The 17382-nt window shown below is 74.3% G+C and carries 18 protein-coding genes; 7 read left to right on the top strand and 11 right to left on the bottom strand.

The annotated features are described in order from the left end of the window. Window positions 1-22: 22 nt before the first annotated feature. The 4 genes from GWJ10_RS10650 to GWJ10_RS10635 all read right to left on the bottom strand — a co-directional run bounded on the left by GWJ10_RS10650 (window position 23) and on the right by GWJ10_RS10635 (window position 5191). On the bottom strand, window positions 23-2230 hold the full coding sequence (locus GWJ10_RS10650; RefSeq protein WP_241005754.1) for an iron ABC transporter permease: 2208 nt from the start codon (window positions 2228-2230) through the stop codon (window positions 23-25). 56 nt (window positions 2231-2286) lie between these two features. Then, window positions 2287-3285 carry an iron-siderophore ABC transporter substrate-binding protein gene (locus GWJ10_RS10645; protein WP_108049087.1) on the bottom strand — a complete coding sequence of 333 codons (999 nt, stop codon included), beginning with the start codon at window positions 3283-3285 and terminating at the stop codon, window positions 2287-2289. An 80-nt stretch (window positions 3286-3365) separates the two neighbouring features. Beyond that, entirely contained in the window at window positions 3366-4190 is an 825-nt protein-coding gene (locus GWJ10_RS10640) for an ABC transporter ATP-binding protein (RefSeq protein ID WP_163187656.1), read from the bottom strand. 116 nt (window positions 4191-4306) lie between these two features. Continuing rightward, the gene (locus tag GWJ10_RS10635) at window positions 4307-5191 is read right to left on the bottom strand and encodes an endonuclease/exonuclease/phosphatase family protein (protein WP_163187364.1); all 885 of its coding nucleotides are present in this window, start codon (window positions 5189-5191) and stop codon (window positions 4307-4309) included. A gap of 105 nt (window positions 5192-5296) precedes the next feature. On the opposite strand from GWJ10_RS10635, the gene GWJ10_RS10630 reads away from it, so the two are divergent. Beyond that, window positions 5297-5929, top strand: a complete 633-nt coding sequence (locus GWJ10_RS10630) for a nucleotidyltransferase family protein (protein WP_076404711.1) — start codon at window positions 5297-5299, stop codon at window positions 5927-5929. An 85-nt stretch (window positions 5930-6014) separates the two neighbouring features. Continuing rightward, window positions 6015-6464 (top strand): SRPBCC family protein, encoded by a 450-nt coding sequence (locus GWJ10_RS10625; protein ID WP_021483430.1) that lies wholly within the window; start codon window positions 6015-6017, stop codon window positions 6462-6464. Here GWJ10_RS10625 and GWJ10_RS10620 read toward each other — a convergent pair. Then, a complete protein-coding gene (locus GWJ10_RS10620) occupies window positions 6457-6678 on the bottom strand; it encodes a hypothetical protein (protein ID WP_163187362.1) in 222 nt (73 codons plus the stop codon). The genes GWJ10_RS10625 and GWJ10_RS10620 overlap by 8 nt on opposite strands. Before the next feature lie 7 nt (window positions 6679-6685). Here GWJ10_RS10620 and GWJ10_RS10615 point away from each other — a divergent pair, with 7 nt between their 5' ends. Beyond that, window positions 6686-7447 carry an alpha/beta hydrolase gene (locus GWJ10_RS10615; protein WP_163187360.1) on the top strand — a complete coding sequence of 254 codons (762 nt, stop codon included), beginning with the start codon at window positions 6686-6688 and terminating at the stop codon, window positions 7445-7447. Next, window positions 7444-8148, top strand: a complete 705-nt coding sequence (locus GWJ10_RS10610) for an alpha/beta hydrolase (RefSeq protein WP_163187358.1) — start codon at window positions 7444-7446, stop codon at window positions 8146-8148. Before GWJ10_RS10615 ends, GWJ10_RS10610 begins: the two co-directional genes overlap by 4 nt. A gap of 255 nt (window positions 8149-8403) precedes the next feature. On the opposite strand, the gene GWJ10_RS10605 is transcribed toward GWJ10_RS10610, so the two are convergent. The 4 genes from GWJ10_RS10605 to GWJ10_RS10590 all read right to left on the bottom strand — a co-directional run bounded on the left by GWJ10_RS10605 (window position 8404) and on the right by GWJ10_RS10590 (window position 11434). Then, entirely contained in the window at window positions 8404-9066 is a 663-nt protein-coding gene (locus tag GWJ10_RS10605; RefSeq protein ID WP_163187356.1) for a hypothetical protein, read from the bottom strand. Between the two features lie 255 nt (window positions 9067-9321). Then, the gene (locus GWJ10_RS10600; RefSeq protein WP_163187354.1) at window positions 9322-9732 is read right to left on the bottom strand and encodes a hypothetical protein; all 411 of its coding nucleotides are present in this window, start codon (window positions 9730-9732) and stop codon (window positions 9322-9324) included. 135 nt (window positions 9733-9867) lie between these two features. Then, complete coding sequence (locus GWJ10_RS10595) at window positions 9868-10461, bottom strand: hypothetical protein (protein WP_163187352.1); 594 nt, start codon at window positions 10459-10461, stop codon at window positions 9868-9870. A gap of 67 nt (window positions 10462-10528) precedes the next feature. Continuing rightward, window positions 10529-11434 carry an RNA methyltransferase gene (locus tag GWJ10_RS10590; protein WP_163187350.1) on the bottom strand — a complete coding sequence of 302 codons (906 nt, stop codon included), beginning with the start codon at window positions 11432-11434 and terminating at the stop codon, window positions 10529-10531. A gap of 90 nt (window positions 11435-11524) precedes the next feature. On the opposite strand from GWJ10_RS10590, the gene GWJ10_RS10585 reads away from it, so the two are divergent. From GWJ10_RS10585 to GWJ10_RS10575, 3 genes are all read left to right on the top strand, one after another. Continuing rightward, entirely contained in the window at window positions 11525-11776 is a 252-nt protein-coding gene (locus GWJ10_RS10585) for a type II toxin-antitoxin system Phd/YefM family antitoxin (protein WP_163187348.1), read from the top strand. Then, window positions 11773-12186, top strand: coding sequence for a type II toxin-antitoxin system VapC family toxin (locus GWJ10_RS10580; RefSeq protein ID WP_163187346.1), 414 nt, complete (start codon window positions 11773-11775; stop codon window positions 12184-12186). Before GWJ10_RS10585 ends, GWJ10_RS10580 begins: the two co-directional genes overlap by 4 nt. A gap of 91 nt (window positions 12187-12277) precedes the next feature. Further along, window positions 12278-15169 (top strand): cation-transporting P-type ATPase, encoded by a 2892-nt coding sequence (locus tag GWJ10_RS10575; protein WP_163187344.1) that lies wholly within the window; start codon window positions 12278-12280, stop codon window positions 15167-15169. Here the strand turns inward: GWJ10_RS10575 and GWJ10_RS10570 are convergent. Beyond that, a complete protein-coding gene (locus GWJ10_RS10570; protein WP_163187342.1) occupies window positions 15093-16241 on the bottom strand; it encodes a glycosyltransferase in 1149 nt (382 codons plus the stop codon). The two genes, GWJ10_RS10575 and GWJ10_RS10570, sit on opposite strands and share 77 nt — an antisense overlap. Then, window positions 16241-17296: a phosphodiester glycosidase family protein gene (locus tag GWJ10_RS10565; protein WP_144723394.1), complete on the bottom strand. Its 1056-nt coding sequence runs from the start codon at window positions 17294-17296 to the stop codon at window positions 16241-16243. The genes GWJ10_RS10570 and GWJ10_RS10565 overlap by 1 nt, the downstream gene beginning before the upstream one ends. Window positions 17297-17382 lie beyond the last annotated feature (86 nt).

The raw sequence follows: 17382 nt of genomic DNA, 5'->3' as shown, positions 1-17382 counted from the left end.
GCGCCCGGCGGGGTGAGACACGTCACGCTCCGCGGCCGCGGCTGCGCCAGAGCAGGTAGACGAAGTACGGCGCGCCCAGCAGCGCGGTGCCGAGACCCGCGGGGATCTGCCCGGGCGCGATGACGATGCGGCCGAGCGTGTCCGCGACGGACACGAGGAGGGCCCCGAGCAGCATCGCGACGGGCACGACCCGGGAGTGCCGCGACCCGACGAGCGCGCGGGCGGCGTGCGGCGCGACGAGGCCGACGAACGCGAGCGCCCCGATGGCGCACACGGCCGCGGCGGTGAGCAGCGCGGCGACGCCGAGCAGGAGCAGCCGCGTGCGGTCGAGCGCGACGCCGAGGACGCGCGGCGTGTCGTCGTCGAGCGCCACGACGTCGAGGTCGCGCCGGAACACCGCGGTGAGCGGGGTGAGCACGAGCAGCGCGAGCGCGACGGGGATCAGCTGCTCGAGCGTGCGCCCGTACGTGGAGCCCGACAGCCACGTGAGCGCGAGGTTCACGTCCCACGGCGCGACGACGACGACGAGCAGCGTGATGATCGCCATCACCCCGGCCTGGGCGCCGATGCCGATGAGCACGAGCCGGTCGGAGCTCAGCCCGCCCCGGTAGGAGAGCCCGTAGACGAGCCCGAACACGGCGAAGGCCCCGACCGCGGCGGCGGCGGACATCGGCCAGATCCCGACGCCGGGGACGAGCAGGATCATCGTCACGGCACCGAGGCCGGCGCCCGACGTCACGCCGAGCAGGCTCGGCTCCGCGAGCGGGTTGCGGCACACGGCCTGCACGATCGTGCCGGCGAGCGCGAGCGCGGCGCCCGCGAGGAGGGCTGCGAGCACGCGCGGGACGCGCTGGTCGAGCACGAACGTCACGTGCCGGCCGGCGACGCCGGCCCACCAGTTGGCGACGTCGCCCAGCAGCACGACCCGGTCGCCGAGCAGGAGGCCCGCGACGGCGGCCGCGGCGACGGCGAGCGACAGGACGACCACGACCACGACGACCGCGCGCCGCGAGCGCGGCCGGCTCAGCGCACCGTGCCCGCCGCGCGACGACGCGGGCCCCGAGTCGCGCAGGCGGCGCGCGAGCCACACGAGCAGGATCGCGCCGAGGACGGTCGTGACGATGCCGGTCGGCACCGCGATCGAGAGCGTCCCGGGCAGCAGGAGGCGGAGCAGGACGTCGGCGCCGAGCACGACGACCACGCCGACGAGGGCCGCGAAGGGCAGGAGGAGCACGTGCCGCCCGAGCCCGGGCACGCGACGCGCGACGAGGCGGGCCACGACGGGCGCTGCGAGACCGACGAACCCGACCGGCCCGGCGACGGTCACGGCGATCGAGGCGAGCAGGACGGCGACGAGCACCGAGGCGACGCGCGTGCGGCGCACGTCGACGCCGAGGACGGTCGCGGCGTCGTCCCCGAGCCCGAGGAGGTCGAGCCGGCGCGCGAGGACGAGCGCGGCGAGGACGCCGACCACGACGACGGGCGTGGCCAGCGTGACCGTGCGCGTGCCCGACTGGACGATCGAGCCGCTCCCCCACGCGAACAGGCCCATCGTCTCCTGCTCGAACAGCACGAGGAGGACCGTCGTCAGCGAGTGGAGCGCGAGCATGATGGCGGAGCCGGCGAGCACGAGCCGGGTCGGCCCGTCGGCACCGCCGCGCGCCAGGACGAGCACGAGCCCGGCCGCGGCGAGCCCGCCGAGGAACGCGAGGCCGCCCTGGAGGTAGAACGGGACGGAGAGGCCGAACGCGGCGACCACGACGACCGTGAGGTAGGCGCCCGCGTTGACCGCGAGCGTGTCGGGCGACGCGAGCGGGTTGCGCGCGACCGACTGCAGCACCGCCCCGGCGACGCCGAGCGCGACCCCCAGCAGCAGCCCGGCGAGGAGCCGCGGCACGCGCGACGCGACGAGGACGGCGACCGTCTGGTCGACTCCGTCTCCCCCGGTCGCGAGGCGCAGCAGGTCGAGCGGGCCGACGTCGGCCGTGCCCTGCGTGAGGTGCACGGCGGCGAGCACGAGCGCGACGACGACCGCCGCGAGGAACGCGCCCGCGACCCCGAGGCGCGACGTCCGCGCGCGGGGGGCGGCCGCCGTCGGGCCCGGGGCGGTGCCGGTGCCCGGAGGGACGCCGCCCTCCGGGCCGTCCGCGCCGGGGACGACGGCCGGAGCCGGGTCCTCCAGGAGGAGGGTGTCCGGCTCCGGCGCGGTGCGCTGCTCTCGCCTGCTCACAGTGGGTCTCGTCAGCCTTCTCGTCGTCCTGGCGGGGTGCGCGCCCAGGTGCCGCGTCAGGCCGTCAGGGCCTCGACGACGGCGTCGGCGTAGGCCGCGGCGGACAGCGGGCCGCCGAACATCCAGATGCCGTCGGGCAGACGGTGCACGTCACCGGCCGTGACGAACGGGAGCTGCTCCCACACGGCGTTGCCGGCGAGGCCCTCCTCGAACGGGTTCGCCTCGGAGTCGCTCGCGACGTAGAGGAACTGCACGTCGCCGAGCTGGGTGAGGCCCTCGACGTCGGTCTGCGCGAGGCCGTAGTCGGGGTCGCCGCCCTCGGTCCACGCGTTGACGAGGCCGATCTCCTCGCCGATGGCGCCGAAGAACGAGCCCGGCGTGTACATGCGGATCGAGACGGCGCCGTTCGTCACCCAGCCGTCGGCCATCGTGAACTCGGCCCCGGCGAGGCCCGCCTCGTCGAGCGCGGTGGTGGCCTCGGCGATCTTCGCGTCGTACTCCTCGAGCGCGGCGGCCGCCTCGTCCTCGCGGCCCGTCACGGTGCCGAGCGTCTCGACCGTGGAGCGCATGTAGCCGATGGGGTCCTCGCCGTCGGAGCCGCGCAGCGCGAGCACCGGCGCGACCTCCTCGATCTGCGCGATGACGTTCTCCGGCAGGTCCGTGGTCGTCACCACGAGGTCCGGCTCGAGCGCCGAGATCGCGTCGAGGCTGGGCTCGCCGCGCGTGCCGACGTCGGGCGTGCTCGCGTCGATCGGCGCGACGGTGTCCCACGTGTTGTAGCCCTCGACGTCCGCCTGGCCGACGGGCTCGACGCCCAGCGCCACGAGGTTCTCCGTGAGGCCCCACTCGAGCGAGACGATGTCGGTGGCCGGGGCGTCGAGGGTGACCTCGCCGCGCTCGTCGGTGACGGTGACGGGGCCGGACGCGGCGTCGGTCGTCGCGCCGTCGGACGTGCCGTCGTTCGCGGGCTCCTCGGTCGTGCCGCACGCGGTGAGCGCGAGCGCGGTCGCGAGCGCGACGGCGCCCGCGGCGAGGGAACGGGTGGTCGAGCGCATGGGTGTCCTTCGGGGTCGGTGCGGAGGGGTGCGAAGAAGAGGTGCGGCGAGATGCCGCGTCGGGCGGCCGGACGCCGCGGTCAGACGAGGACGGCCGCGTCCAGCCGGGCCGCGTGCCGACCGAGCGGCTCGCAGCACGTGCGCCCCGTGAGGGGGTGCGTGTAGACGTCGACGTGGATGCCGTAGACCTCGGTGAGGAGCTCGGTCGTGAGCACGTCCTCGGCCCGGCCCGTGGCGCGCACGACGCCGCCGTGGAGCAGGACGACGTGGTCGGCCACCGCGGCGGCCTGGTTGAGGTCGTGCAGGACGACGCCGACGGCCACGCCGTGCTCGCTCGCCAGGTCGCGGACCAGGTCGAGCAGCTCGACCTGGTAGCGCAGGTCGAGGTACGTCGTCGGCTCGTCGAGCAGGAGCACCTTCGTGTCCTGCGCGAGGCACGTCGCGAGCCACACGCGCTGCAGCTCGCCGCCGGAGAGCTCGTCGACGCCGCGGTCGGCCATCGCGGTGATGCCGGTGACGTCCATGGCGTGCGCGATCGCGCGCGGGCCGTCGGGGTCGTTCGAGCGGAACCGGCCACGGTAGGGGTGGCGTCCGTAGGCAACGACGTCGCGCACGCTCACGCCCGACGGCGTGGGCCGGCTCTGCGACAGGAGCGTCACGCGCCGCGCGAAGTCCTTGGCGTGGAGCGCGAGCGCGTCGGGCTCGTCGTCCAGGGCGACGGTCCCGGCGTCGGGCCGGTGCAGGCGCGCGAGCGAGCGCAGGAGGGTCGACTTGCCCGAGCCGTTGGGCCCGATGAGGGCCGTGACGGCCCCCGGGGCGAGCTCGAGCGCGGCGCCGTGGACCACGGTGCGGGCGTCGTAGGACAGCCGCAGGTCGTGACCCGCGAGCGCCGGGGCGCCGGGCAGGCCCGGCGCGACCGAGGCAGCTGAGGTTCCACTCACAAAGGTGAGGCTAATCTATGTCGCCCGCCCGGAACCAGCCCCTCACGGCCGTGTGACCGGGCTCACGAACGGCCTCGCGGTCAGCCCTCGGCGGCCCGGCCGGCCCGCCGTCGCGGCTCTCCCGCACCCGCGGTGGGCGGCGCGTGGTCCTCGTCCGCCGCGTGCGCGCGCGTCGGGGACGCGTGCCGCTCCCCGCCGAGCGCGACGGGCACGACGAGCGCCCGGTGGTCCGACAGCCCCGTGTCGACCGCGACAGCGGGCGCCGTCGCCCGGACCGGGCCGTGGGCGAGCACGTGGTCGAGCTGGCGCGCGGGCTCGCCGACGGGGAACGTCGGCGCGGAGGCGAGCGGGCGCCACCCGCTCGTGCGCGCCGCCTGGGGCGCCTCGATGTTGAGGTCGCCGAGCAGGACGACGGGCTCGCCGTCGAGCACGTCGGCGGCGAGCTCCCGGGTGAGCCGCACGAGCTGCGTGAGGTTGCGCCCCGGCACGAAGGTCAGGTGCGTGCACACGACCGTCACCGGCCCGCCCGGCGCCTCGACGCGCGCGACGAGCGCCGCGCGCGGCTCGTCGCGCACGAGCGTCGGCAGCCGGCGCCCGGGGAAGCGCACGGGCACGCGCGTGCGCGGCGCGGGCAGCAGGACGGTGCGCCACGCGGTGACCGGATATCGGCTCACGACGGCGATCCCGTAGGCGGCGCGGCCCGGCTGGTGCTCCCCCGTCGGCGCGGTCCACACGCCCGGCTCGCCGACGAGCGTCGCGACGAACCGGTGGTCCACGGCGCCCGCCGCCTCGGCCGCGACCGCGGTGAGGTCGGCGCGGTGCGAGCGGGGCTGGTCCCGGTCCACCTCCTGGAGCGCGAGGACGTCCGCGTCGAGGGCCCGGACGGCACCGGCGAAGCGGTCGACGTCGACGCGGTCGTCGACGAGCGACCGCCCGTGCAGGATGTTGAACGTCGCGAGGCGCACCCTCCCGATTGTGGGGACCACGGCCCGACGCCGCACGCGCTCAGCAGGGCGGCCGCTCCCCCGTGGCGACGTGCCAGCACCCCCGGGGTGGTGTAGACCCTGGGCATGGTGGACGACAGGGACGCACTGCACGACGGCCTCCGGATGACCGCCGCGGCGCTGGCCGAGGCCGAGATCCCGCACGCGCTCGTCGGCGGCTACGCGGCGTGGGCGCGCGGGGCGCCGGAGCCGAGCCACGACGCCGACTTCGCGATCCGCGAGGTCGACGTGGACCGGGCGCGCGAGGTGCTGCGCGAGGCGGGGCTCGAGATCACGGAGCCGACGGAGAACTGGCTCTTCAAGGCGTACCACGGGGGCGAGCTCATCGACGTCCTGTACCGGATGGTCGGCGAGCCGATCGACGACGACCTGCTCGCGCGCACCGACGAGCTCGAGGTCCTCGCGGTCCGCATGCCCGTGCTGTCCGCGACCGAGATCATGGCGTCGAAGCTGCGCGTCCTCGGCGAGCACTACTGCGACTTCTCGCGGCTCCTGCCGGTCGCGCGGGCGATGCGCGAGCAGATCGACTGGTCCGACGTCCGGGAGCGCGTGGACGACAACCCGTACGCCCGCGCGTTCCTGTTCCTCCTCGACGAGCTCGCCGTCGTGGACGCGCAGGACATGGGCGACGACTCCCTCGGCTCGCGCACCGACGCGGCCGAGCCGGCGTCCGGGGACCCGTCGAGCGCGCTGGAGTGAGCCCGACCCCCGTTCGCCGCGCGAGCGGGACGGACCCCGGGAAGGGTGTGGTCGTACCGCCCGCCAACCACAGGAGGTATCACCGATGAGCACGGTCACCCAGTCGATCGACGTCGACGTCCCCGTCCGCACGGCCTACGACCAGTGGACCCAGTTCGAGGAGTTCCCCCGCTTCATGGAGGGCGTCGAGGAGATCCGCCAGCTCGACGCGACGCACACGCACTGGAAGACGAAGATCGGCGGCGTCGAGCGCGAGTTCGACGCGGAGATCACCGAGCAGCACCCCGACGAGCGGGTGGCGTGGAACAGTACGTCGGGCCCCGACCACGCGGGCGTCGTGACCTTCCACCGGCTGAACGACACGCAGACCCGCGTCACGGTCCAGCTCGACTGGACGCCGGAGGGGGTCGTGGAGAAGGTGGGCGACGTCCTCCAGCTCGACGAGCGCCGCGTCAAGGGCGACCTCGCCCGGTTCAAGGAGTTCATCGAGTCCCGCGGGGCCGAGACGGGCGCGTGGCGAGGAGACGTCAGCTGACGACCCGGAGCACGTCGTCGGCCACGGCCGGCGACGACACCCAGCACGTCACGGAGCGGGTCCGGTTCGCCCGGGCCCGCTCCGGCGCGTCGTCCGCGCCGTCGACGGTGTCGGCGGCGTCGGCGGCGTCGGCGGCGTCGGCGGCGTCGGCGGCGTCGGCGGCGGCAGCGTCGGCGGGCACCGCGGAGGTGCGCTGCGCGGTCGGCGATCTCACCGCCGTCGTGCACGTGTCCGGGGCGGACGCGCCCGACGTCGTGGTCGTGCTCGTGCACGGCGTCGGGTCGTCGGCGCGCGCGTTCGACCCGGTGCGGCGCGCGCTCCTGCGGCCGGGCGCGCTCCCCCGGGTCGCCGTGCACGCGATCGACCTGCCCGGCTTCGGCGCGGCGCCCCGCGCGTCGCGCGACGTGTCGATCGAGGAGCACGCGGCGGTCGTCGCGGAGCACGTGCGCCGCCGCGTGCTCGACCTGCCCGACGGCGCCCCGCGCCCCGTCGTCGTGCTCGTCGGCCACTCGATGGGCGGGCAGGTCGTCGCCCAGGCGATGGCCGACCACCCCCGCGAGGCGCCCGCGGGCGTGCTCGTCGGGCCGACCGCGGACCGCGACGCCCGCAGCGCGCCGCGCCAGGCGCTGCGGCTCGCGCGCGACGCGGTGGGCGAGCGTCCGCGCGCGCTCGCGACGCTCGCCGTCGACTACGTGCTGCGCTGCTCGCTGCCGCACTACGCGCGCCAGGTCCGGCACATGCTGGCGCACCGGCTCGAGGACGTCGTGCCGCGCGTGCCGGGGCGTCTCGTCGTCGTGCGGGGCGCGCACGACCCGATCGCTCCGCGCCGGTGGTGCCGCGAGCTCGCGCTCGCCGCGCCGCGCGGCATGTTCCGCGAGGTCCGGGGACGCCACCACGCGATGGACGCCGACCCGGAGGGGATCGTCGCGGCCGTGCGTGCTGCCGGTGGACTGCCGCGCGGACTGCCCCGGGACCTGCCGTGAGGGCGCCCCGCTGGCCCCGCTCGCTGCGGCTGCGCGACCGCGCGGTGGACTACGCGTACGTCGCCGCGCACCAGGTCCAGGGCGCCCTGCGCGCGCGCCGACCCGTCCCGACCGGCCCCGGCGGTGCGAGCCCCGTCGTGCTCCTTCCCGGCGTCTACGAGACGTGGCAGCTCCTCGGGCCGATCGCGACGGCCCTCGCCCGAGCCGGGCACCCCGTGCACGCCGTGCCCGGCCTCGGCTACAACCGGCGCCCGTTCGCCGAGGCTGCCGACCGCACGGCGGCGTTCCTCGAGCGGTCCGACCTGCGCGACGTCGTCCTCGTCGCCCACAGCAAGGGCGGCCTCGTCGGCAAGCGCGTCATGCTGTCGGCCGCCGGGCCGCGCGTAGCCGGCATGGTCGCCGTGGCGACGCCGTTCCGCGGCTCGCGCTACGCGCAGTACCTCCTCGGCCGCACGCTGCGCGCGTTCTCGCCGCGCGACGCCGCGCTGGTCGCGCTCGCCGCCGAGCGCGGGGTCGACGCGCGCATCACGGCCGTCTACCCGCGCTTCGACCCCCACATCCCCGAGACCGGCCGCCTCGAGGGCGGACGGAACGTCGAGCTGCCGCTCGCCGGGCACTTCCTCCCGCTCGGCGACCCGGCGCTCGTCGAGGTCGTGGTGCGGGAGGTCGACCGGTTCGCCCGGTCGGCCCCCACGGACTGAGCGCGGCCCTCAGGCCGAGCCGACGGGCTCGCCCACCGCGACGCGCACGAGCTCCTGCGTGCACGTACCGACGGCCGTCGTGGTGGACACCGACGAAGACCGAGACCGGGCGACAAGTCTCCTACTCCACGTCCAGCAGCACGATCGCCTCGTAGGCGTCCTCGACGCTGCGCGCGAGACCAGCCCTGATCACGGCCGAGACTGTGTCGCATCAAGATCCACCAGACCCCGTCCTCCTCCGACGTGCGTCGCGCCCTAGCCGTGCTGCTCCGGCTGCACCCACCGCACGTGGTCGGCAATCACCACGTCTCGGCCGAGCGCATCCTGCAACTCGCGAGGATCCGTACCCGATGGCAGGACTGCCGTGACCTGCGGTGCACTGCCTGGTCCTTGGGACGACCATTCCATGACGTCGAAGTGGTGCGGCGCGACGTGCACTGCCGAAGCACCGGCAGCCAACGCCTGCTCGGCGGCCTCGATCCGCGCGGCGTTGTCGTCGCTGTCGCCGGAGACCGCGATGAACGCCTCGGGCGTGGCGATCGCGACGTGGACCGGGCGAGAGGGGTCGAACGCTGCGGCGTGCTCCTTCAACACGGTCGAGAGCCGTCGGACCTCGGCCTGGTTCCACCGCTTTTCGGTGTGCACGATGACGAGCCCCAGGGTGGGCACGAGGGTGTCCCCGGGGACCTTCTCGACCGAGACCGAGCCCACGCCGTCGAGGTCGGCAGCGGCCTCGGCGACGGCTTCGGCGTCGACAACCCCCGAGTGGGCCCCGACGTCGAACGGGAGCGTCTCGTTGACGGCTCGCCCGACGAACAGCGCCGAGAGTGCGGCGACACCGAGGACGAGTACGAGGATCGTCGCGGCCGCGAGAACGAGATGTGCTCCGGCGCGCGGTGTCGAGCCCGTGTCTGCCACGCGGCCACAATAGGGACGTACGGACCATCGCCTGCGGGTATTCACAGGATCACCCGTCGATCGCCCGATCCTCGCGGTGCGCGCGCCGAGTCGGCAGGGCTTCTTCGCTCCGATGCGCAGCCGGCTTCCGCGGTCACGCCTTCACCCTGATGGTCTCGTCGGCGGGTCTCCTGGGTGAGGCTGAGCCCGTCCACGCGCCGATCATCGAGCCGGCCATCCGTCAGCAGGCCCGAACCAACACCTGTATACGCGCCGCTAACCGCCGAGCTGGCTCGGGTCGAAGAAATGCTCGCGTGGTGGCCCGACTGTCTCTCCCGAGTAGACGAGCACGAGGTAGACCACCACCGTCGCGGCGACCAGGGCGCCGAGGTACCAACCCACACGTCGAGGGAACGCGACGAGCAGCCCGACGACGCTGGGTGCGGCGAGCAACACCATCATCACGCCGTACGCCTCGACCGCCGTGATGTGGCACATGTCGCCGAAGAGATGGTCGTCCGGGGTGTAGCAGGCCCCCGTCCTGTAGTCCTGCGCGAGACTGCCCGCGAGCGCCGCCGGAAGAAGCGTGAGCAGCGTGCCGGCCACGCCCACCACCACGCCCACGGCGACGCGCCAGCGCGGCACCCTCCGCCGCGCGACGACCGTCTGCGCCGGTGCTCTGCTCACGGCGCGAGGGTTCCGCTCTCGAGTGGCCGCGTCCCGAGAACCCTCAAAGTCGGCTCGCCCGCGGACGCACGGCACAAAGACCGCAGCGAGCCTCGTGCGCCCTGCCCCAAGAGGCGTCCTCGTCACGCCGAGTGGTCACCGGCCTGTGCACGCGCCGCCGCCGGCTGCGGCCGTCGCCACCGCGTCTGCGAGCTCGGTGTACGGCGTCTGCCCTCCGGCCCGCTCCTGTACCCACGCCAGCGACATTCCCGCCCCCGCTCGCTCGACGATCACGTGGCGGGGCAGCACGTAGAACTCCCACTGCGCCACGTCCAGGGCGTCGTACGCGTCGTGCTCGCGCGCGGTGTGCACGCACAGCACGTACACGTCTGCGTTCCACCCCTTCTCCCCGAAGGCGCCGGTCGCGTGGTCCCACGGGGCCGCGGCCTTGATCTGGAACGGCGAGAGCTGCACCCGCTTCTGCGCCCACGACTGCAGGTACCCGCGTACCTTCACCTCGACCCGCACGCCGTCCGGGGTCAGTACGTCGTAGGCGTCCCACTCGACCCGGTTGCCTGCCGCGCCGACGGCCCGTGCGACGAGGAACTCGGCCAGGTAGCCGCGCACGTTGTTCATCCGGAGATCGCTCATCGCGAACCGCCAGAAATCCAGCACGGACGCGTCCACGCCCCGGAACCGCTCCGACCCGTCGAGCGGGACCGCGTCCGGCACCACCGTCATCTCGTCCACGTGCCTCCCCCACAGTTCCTCGTCAGCGCCGTTAGTCCCGCGCACCGGGGTGGCCGGCAGAGCCACCTCATGAGCGCATCGCCCAGGCTGCCACGGCCACCGCGGAGGCGACGTTGAGCGAGTCGACTCCCCCCGCCATCGGGATCCGCACCGTCAGGTCGCACGCCGCGACGGTGCGTCGCTTGAGGCCGTCGCCCTCCGTCCCGAACACCATCGCGAGGCGCTCGGGCGGATTCGCCGCGAGCTCGTCGAGACTCACCGAGTCGTCGTCGAGCGCCAGCGCGGCAACCGTGTACCCGAGCTCTTGCAACAGGTCGACGCCGCCGGGTGTCGCGTCGTCGCGCGGGCCGTGCGGCCAGTGCTCGAGACGGGTCCACGGCACCTGGAACACCGTGCCCATGGACACCCGGATCGAGCGGCGGTAGAGCGGGTCGGCGCACGACGGCGTGACGAGCACCGCGTCGACCCCCATGGCGGCGCACGCACGCAGCGCGGCACCGATGTTGGTGTGGTCGACGACGTCCTCCAGCACCGCGACCCGCCGCGCACCCGTCCCGCCGCGCGCCGCGGAGAGCAGGTCGCGCACGGGGACCAGCGGCGGGCGGTGCATCGCCGCGAGCGCCCCGCGGTGCAGGTGGAACCCGGTGATCGCCTCGAGCACGTCGGGCGCACCGACGTACACCGGGACCTGCTCGCCCGTGCCGCCCGGGGCGTCGTCGACCGGCAGAGCGGCGATGTCGTCGGCGAGGTCGTCGAGCCAGCGCTCGGCCATGAGAAACGACCGCGGGCGGTGTCCCGCGGCGAGCGCGCGCCGGATCACCGTCGAGCTCTCGGCGATATACAGCCCCTTCTCCGGCTCGTGCTTGGACCGCAGCGCGACGTCGGTCAGGCGGTTGTAGTCCGCGAGGCGGTCGTCGGCGGGGTCGGTGACGTGCACGACCCGCAGGCCGGCTCGGGGGCTGGTCTCGCTCACGCGGTCGATTCTCCCAGGCCCGCCACGAGCCTTGATCTCCGCTGGCCGGTCTGTCTAGTCTGTCCAGACCGGACGACGAGCGGAGGTCGCGTGAGCTGGCAGGTGCAGGATGCGAAGCAACGCCTCAGCGAGGTCTTGCGAGAAGCCGAGAAGGGCCCGCAGGTGATCACCCGGCACGGCAAGGAGATCGCGGTGGTCGTCGGCATCGACCTCTACCACGAGCTCGCCGGGTTCCGCGTGGAGCTCGCCGACTACCTCCTTCAGGCACCCACGTCGGACGACCTCGAGGTCGTCCGCGACCGAGCCCCGCTGCGCGAGCTCGATCTCGGGATCGACGCGTGAGATACCTGCTCGACACGAACGTCGTCTCCGAGCTCGTCCGAACCCGCCCGGACGAGCAGGTCGTCGCGTGGCTCCGCGGGCTGCGGACGCACCAGATCTACCTCTCGGTGCTGACCGTCGGCGAGATCCGCACCGGGGTCCAGCGCCTCGTGCCCCGCGACGCCGCGCGGGCGACCGCGCTCGAGGCGTGGGTCCACGGCCTCGAGGAGACGTACGATGACCGCATCCTCCCCGTGACGCTCGGGATCGCGCAGCGATGGCCGGCCGTGCACGCGGCGCGACCGCTACCCGTCGTCGACTCGCTGCTCGCGGCGACCGCGCTCGCCCACGGGCTCACGGTGGCGACACGGAACACGCGTGACTTCGTCGACAGCGGCGTCCCCGTCGTGAACCCGTTCTCCTCGCCCTGACCGCTGACCGTTGACCGTTGACCGCTGCCGTGGTGCGGATCACGGTCCTTCGCCCCTCGCGCGATCCGGGCATCGGGGGTCGAATAGGGGCATGGGATCCGCGCCGGACGCTGCACCGACCCCCGCCACGGCGGCCTCCTCGACCTCGGCGAGCACGACCGAACGGTCGCTCGACGCGCCGTGGTCGCGCCCGCCCGACGCCGTCCTCGCCGAGCTCGGCACGGACGCAGGCGGCCTCTCCAGCGCCGACGCCGCGACACGGCTCGCGGAGGTGGGGCCCAACCGGCTGCCGCCGCCGCAGCGCGACCCGCTGTGGAAGCGGATCCTCGTCCACTTCGACGACATCCTCATCTACATCCTGCTCGTCTCGGCGGTGCTCAAGGCGATCCTCGGCGACTGGGTCGACTTCACGGTGATCCTCGCGGTCGCGGTGATCAACGCGGCGATCGGGTTCATCCAGGAGGGGCGCGCGGAGAGCGCGCTCGAGGGCATCCGGAACATGCTGTCCGTCAACGCCGAGGTGCGGCGCGACGGTGCGTGGGCCCGCGTGGACGCCGACGACGTGGTGCCCGGCGACGTCGTGCGCGTGCGCTCGGGCGACCGCGTGCCCGCGGACGTCCGGCTGATCCAGGCGACGAACCTGCGCGTCGAGGAGTCGGCGCTCACGGGCGAGTCGGTCGCGGCGGCAAAGTCGGTGGCCCCGGTCGGGGCGGACGCGGGCGTGGGCGACCGGTCGAGCATGCTCTTCTCGAGCACGCTCGTGGCCGCGGGCCAGGGCGTGGGCGTCGTCACCGCGACCGGGACGGCGACCGAGATCGGCCGGATCCAGACGATGATCTCCGAGGTCCGCAGCCTCGCGACGCCGCTGACGCGCCAGCTCGACCGGTTCGGCAAGCTGCTCGCGGTGCTCATCCTCGCGATGGCCGTCGTCATGGTGATCATCGGCCGCGTCTTCCACGACTTCACCGTCCCGGAGCTCATCTCGGCGTCCATCGGCTTCGCGGTCGCCGCGGTGCCGGAGGGCCTGCCCGCGCTCGTGACGATCACCCTCGCGCTCGGGGTGCAGCAGATGGCCCGGCGTCGCGCGATCACGCGCAAGCTCCCCGCGGTCGAGACGCTCGGCTCGGTGACCACGATCTGCTCGGACAAGACCGGCACGCTCACCAAGAACGAGATGACGGCGCGCACGGTCCGCACGAGCGGGCGCACGTTCGCGGTCGCGGGCGCGGGGTACGCGCCCGTGGGAGACGTGACCGTGCCCGACGACGCACCCCGCCCCGGGGCGACCGGCGCACCCGGCGAGGTGGACGGCGCGGGCGAGGGACCGGCGTCGGGCACCCGGCACGCGGACCTCGCCGACGACCGCGACCTCGCGGCCCTCGCGACGGTCATGATGCTGTGCAACGACGCGCGGATCGTGCCCGACGGCGAGGACACCGACGGCTGGCGGCTCGTCGGCGAGCCGACGGAGGGCGCGCTGCGCACGCTCGGCATGAAGGCCGGCGTCGACCCGACGGGGTGGCGGCGCGTCGCCGTCGTGCCGTTCGAGTCCGAGAACAAGTTCATGGCCACGCTCGACGCCGAACCCGACGGCGGCCTGCACGTGCACGTCAAGGGCGCGCCCGACCGCGTCCTGGACCGCTGCGCGACCCAGGTCGCCCCGGACGGCGGCAGCGAGCCGCTCGACCGCGCGTTCTGGGACGCGCAGATCGACGCGCTCGGCGGGCAGGGGCTGCGTGTCCTGGCAGCCGCGCGACGCCCGGCCGCCGACGGCACGGCGGACCTCGACATCGCCGACGTCGCGGACGGCCTGGAGCTGTGCGGGCTCGTCGGCATCGTGGACCCGCCGCGCCCCGAGGCGATCGAGGCCATCGCCGAGTGCCGCGACGCGGGCATCCGCGTGAAGATGATCACCGGCGACCACGCGGGGACCGCGCTCGCGATCGGCCGCGAGATGGGCATCGTCGACGCCCACGACGGCTCGTCCGCGCCGGCCGTGCTCACCGGCCCCGAGCTCGAGGAGATGAGCACGGAGAAGCTGCGCCAGGTGGTGCGCGACGTCGACGTGTACGCGCGCACGAGCCCCGAGCACAAGATCCGGATCGTGTCCGCGCTCCAGTCGCACGGCGAGGTCGTCGCGATGACGGGCGACGGCGTCAACGACGCCCCCGCGCTCACCCAGGCGGACGTCGGCGTCGCGATGGGCATCAAGGGCACCGAGGCGACCAAGGAGGCCGCGGAGGTCGTGCTCGCCGACGACAACTTCGCGACCATCGAGCGGGCCGTCAAGGAGGGCCGGCGGATCTACGACAACATCCGCAAGTCCGTCCTGTTCCTGCTCCCGACCAACGGCGCGCAGTCGCTCGTCATCCTCGTCGCGGTCCTGTTCGGCCTCACCCTGCCGCTCCAGCCGGTCCAGGTGCTGTGGATCAACATGATCACCGCGGTCACGCTCTCGCTCGCGCTCGCGTACGAGAAGGCGGAGCCCGACGTCATGCGCCGCGCCCCGCGCGACCCGAAGGCGTCGATCCTCGACGGCGCGTACGTGCGCCGCATCCTGCTCGTGTCGCTCCTCATCGGCGGCGCGACCATCCTGCTGTTCTACGTCGAGCGGGCGCAGGGCGTCCCGCTCGCCGAGGCGCAGACGACGGCGGTCACGATGCTCGCGCTCGGCCAGCTCGCCTACCTGTTCAACTGCCGGTTCCTCGACCGGTCGAGCCTCACGCTCGACGTGCTGCGCGGCAACCGGGTGGTCTGGGTCTCGGCGGCGACGCTGCTCGCGCTGCAGGCCGTCTTCGTCTACGCGCCGTTCATGCACTCGTGGTTCGACTCGGCACCCATCGCGCTCGCGGAGTGGGGCAAGACGCTCGGGCTCGCGCTCGTCGTCTTCCTGCTCGTCGAGGTCATCAAGTGGGTCGGCCGGCGCTGGACGGCGCGCGACCACGTGCCCGCCCTCGTCGAGCGGGACGCCGGTCAGCGCTGAGAGGCGCGAACACCACGCGCCGTTGCACCTCGTAGCTCGTCGCGACGAGCACGGCGTCGGTGCCGACCTTGGCCGCGAGGAGCGGCAGGCCGATCCCGGTCAGCATCGCGAGCAACCCGTAGCTCGCCGCGAGCAGCACGGCCGCGAGCGCCACGTACCGGGCCGCCGCGACGCGCAGCGGGAGATCGCGCCCGCCCGGGAAGACCAGGCGGCGGTTCACGGCGAAGTTCACGCCCGCGCTGAGCAGGCGCGCGCCCACCACGGCCGCGAGGAGCGACCCGGTGAGCGCGTGCAGCGCGAGCAGCGCGACGACGTCGACCGCGGCCGAACCGAGCGACGACGCCGCGAACCGCAGCAGCGGCGCCCACACGCGCAGCGAGTCGGCGACGGGCCGGAAGTGCGAGGACGCGTTGTCGTCGAGGTACACCGTCGCGACGTCCACCTCGACGATCCGGCGGCCCGCGCGGGTCGCCTCGAGGAGCGCGCGCAGCTCGTACTCGTACCGGTCCCCGCGCACGGCGAGGAGATCGCCGAGCAGGCCCGGCCCGTAGGCGCGCAGCCCGGTCTGGGTGTCCCGGACACGCGTGCCGGTCGTCGCGGCGAACGCCCAGCGGGTCGCGGCGTTGCCGATGCGGCTGCGCACCGGCACGTCGCCCGCGAAGCGCCGCGCGCCGAGCACGACGGCCTCGGGCTCGGCCTGCGAGCGCGCAGCGACCCGCAGCACGTCGACCACGGTGTGCTGCCCGTCCGCGTCGGCGCACACCACGCCGTGGCCGGGCAGCCGGTCGCGCACCCACCGGATCCCGGTCCGCAGCGCGTAGCCCTTCCCACGGTTCACCGGGACGGTGAGCACCACGGCGCCCAGCGCCCGCACCGCGCGGAACACTCCCCCGCACCGCCGGTCGCTGCCGTCGTCGACAACCACGACCGGGGACTCGGGGACGGCCGCCTGCAGCGCGTCGACGAGCGCGACGAGCCGCGCGTCGGGCTGGTACGCGGGGACCACGACGGCGGTCCGCGCGACGCTCGTCGCCGGGTCCGCGGGCTGCTCGCGCGTGGTCGCGGCGGCCATCAGGCACCGTCCGCGACGTAGAGGACGTCGGACGTGCCCCGCTCACGACCCTGCGACGGGCTGTTGACGACCTCGCCGTCGAACCAGAGGGTCGAGGACCCGCCGCCGTCGATGTTGTAGGCGGTCGTCGCGCCGAGGTCCTGCAGGATCCCGGCGAGCTCGGTCGTCGTCGCGCCGCGCGAGTAGCCCTCCTGACGGCCGTCCACGACGACGAGGACGAGGTGGTTCTCGTCGACGACCCCGATCGCCGTGCGCGGCTGCTCGCCCTGGATCGAGTGGTTCCCGACGTTCGTGTCGACCTCGACGTCGTCGATCCCGGCCACGACCTCGCCGTCCTCGACGAGCGCGGGCCCGAACGACAGCGTGTTCCACACCCCGGCGTCGACGAGGCTCTGCGCGTCCGTCGTCGTCTCGTCGTAGACCTCGACGTGGCCGTCGCGGTAGATCGCGAGGCCCTCGCGCGCGCCCTCGTCCCGGTACACGACGCCGTTGCGGATGACGATGCCGGTGTCACGGAACCCGTAGTAGTCGCCGTTGACCGCGAGGACGGCGCCGTTGTCGGCAGCGATGTCCGACGTCGTCTCCGTGATGTTCGTGCCGAACGCGTCTTGCGCGAACGCGGAGCGCAGGTCCGTCATGTCGGAGAGCACGACGTCGGCCACGTAGTACGTCAGGGTGTCGTCCCCCGACCCGGTGGTCACCCGGGAGACCGTGATGCTCGTGCTGTCGGACGTGTACGTGTCGCCGTCGACCGTCCCGGTGCCCGCGGAGGTGCCCGCCGAGGTCCCGGTCGAGGCGCCCGCGCCGTCGTCCGCGGTCGCCCCCTGGCCCGACGCCCCGCTCGCGTCGAGACCCTGCGAGGCCTCGTACGCCGACACGTCGGCGATCTCGACGTGCTCGACGACGAACCGGTCCAGCGCCCACGCCGTGGCGCCACCCAGCGGGAGCAGCACGGCAAGGGCCGTGACGATCGCGGCACGCCACCGTCGTCGGCGTCGGGACACGGGCGGCGGGGACGAGGCGGGAGGGGCGGGGTGCGGGGCAGGGGTGCTCATGGGCCGTGTCTACGGAGCGGGCGTGTGCTGTCCGGATGCCACGGCTGTCCGTCCGCTGTGAGCGGCCGCGCGGCGCCCGGGGCGTC

Origin of the sequence: Cellulosimicrobium sp. SL-1 (genome assembly GCF_011033075.1) — a bacterium.
Classification (GTDB): domain Bacteria; phylum Actinomycetota; class Actinomycetes; order Actinomycetales; family Cellulomonadaceae; genus Cellulosimicrobium; species Cellulosimicrobium funkei.
The sequence above is the reverse complement of the archived record's forward strand: the minus strand, read 5'-3'. Positions and strand labels throughout refer to the sequence as shown.

What these genes read in the sequence shown, in the direction of transcription:
- GWJ10_RS10645 (WP_108049087.1), bottom strand. Translation starts at nt 3,285, where the DNA reads ATGCGCTCGACCACCCGTTCCCTCGCCGCGGGCGCCGTCGCGCTCGCG.
- GWJ10_RS10630 (WP_076404711.1), top strand. Translation starts at nt 5,297, where the DNA reads ATGGTGGACGACAGGGACGCACTGCACGACGGCCTCCGGATGACCGCC.
- GWJ10_RS10625 (WP_021483430.1), top strand. Translation starts at nt 6,015, where the DNA reads ATGAGCACGGTCACCCAGTCGATCGACGTCGACGTCCCCGTCCGCACG.
- GWJ10_RS10575 (WP_163187344.1), top strand. Translation starts at nt 12,278, where the DNA reads ATGGGATCCGCGCCGGACGCTGCACCGACCCCCGCCACGGCGGCCTCC.
- GWJ10_RS10570 (WP_163187342.1), bottom strand. Translation starts at nt 16,241, where the DNA reads ATGGCCGCCGCGACCACGCGCGAGCAGCCCGCGGACCCGGCGACGAGC.
- GWJ10_RS10565 (WP_144723394.1), bottom strand. Translation starts at nt 17,296, where the DNA reads ATGAGCACCCCTGCCCCGCACCCCGCCCCTCCCGCCTCGTCCCCGCCG.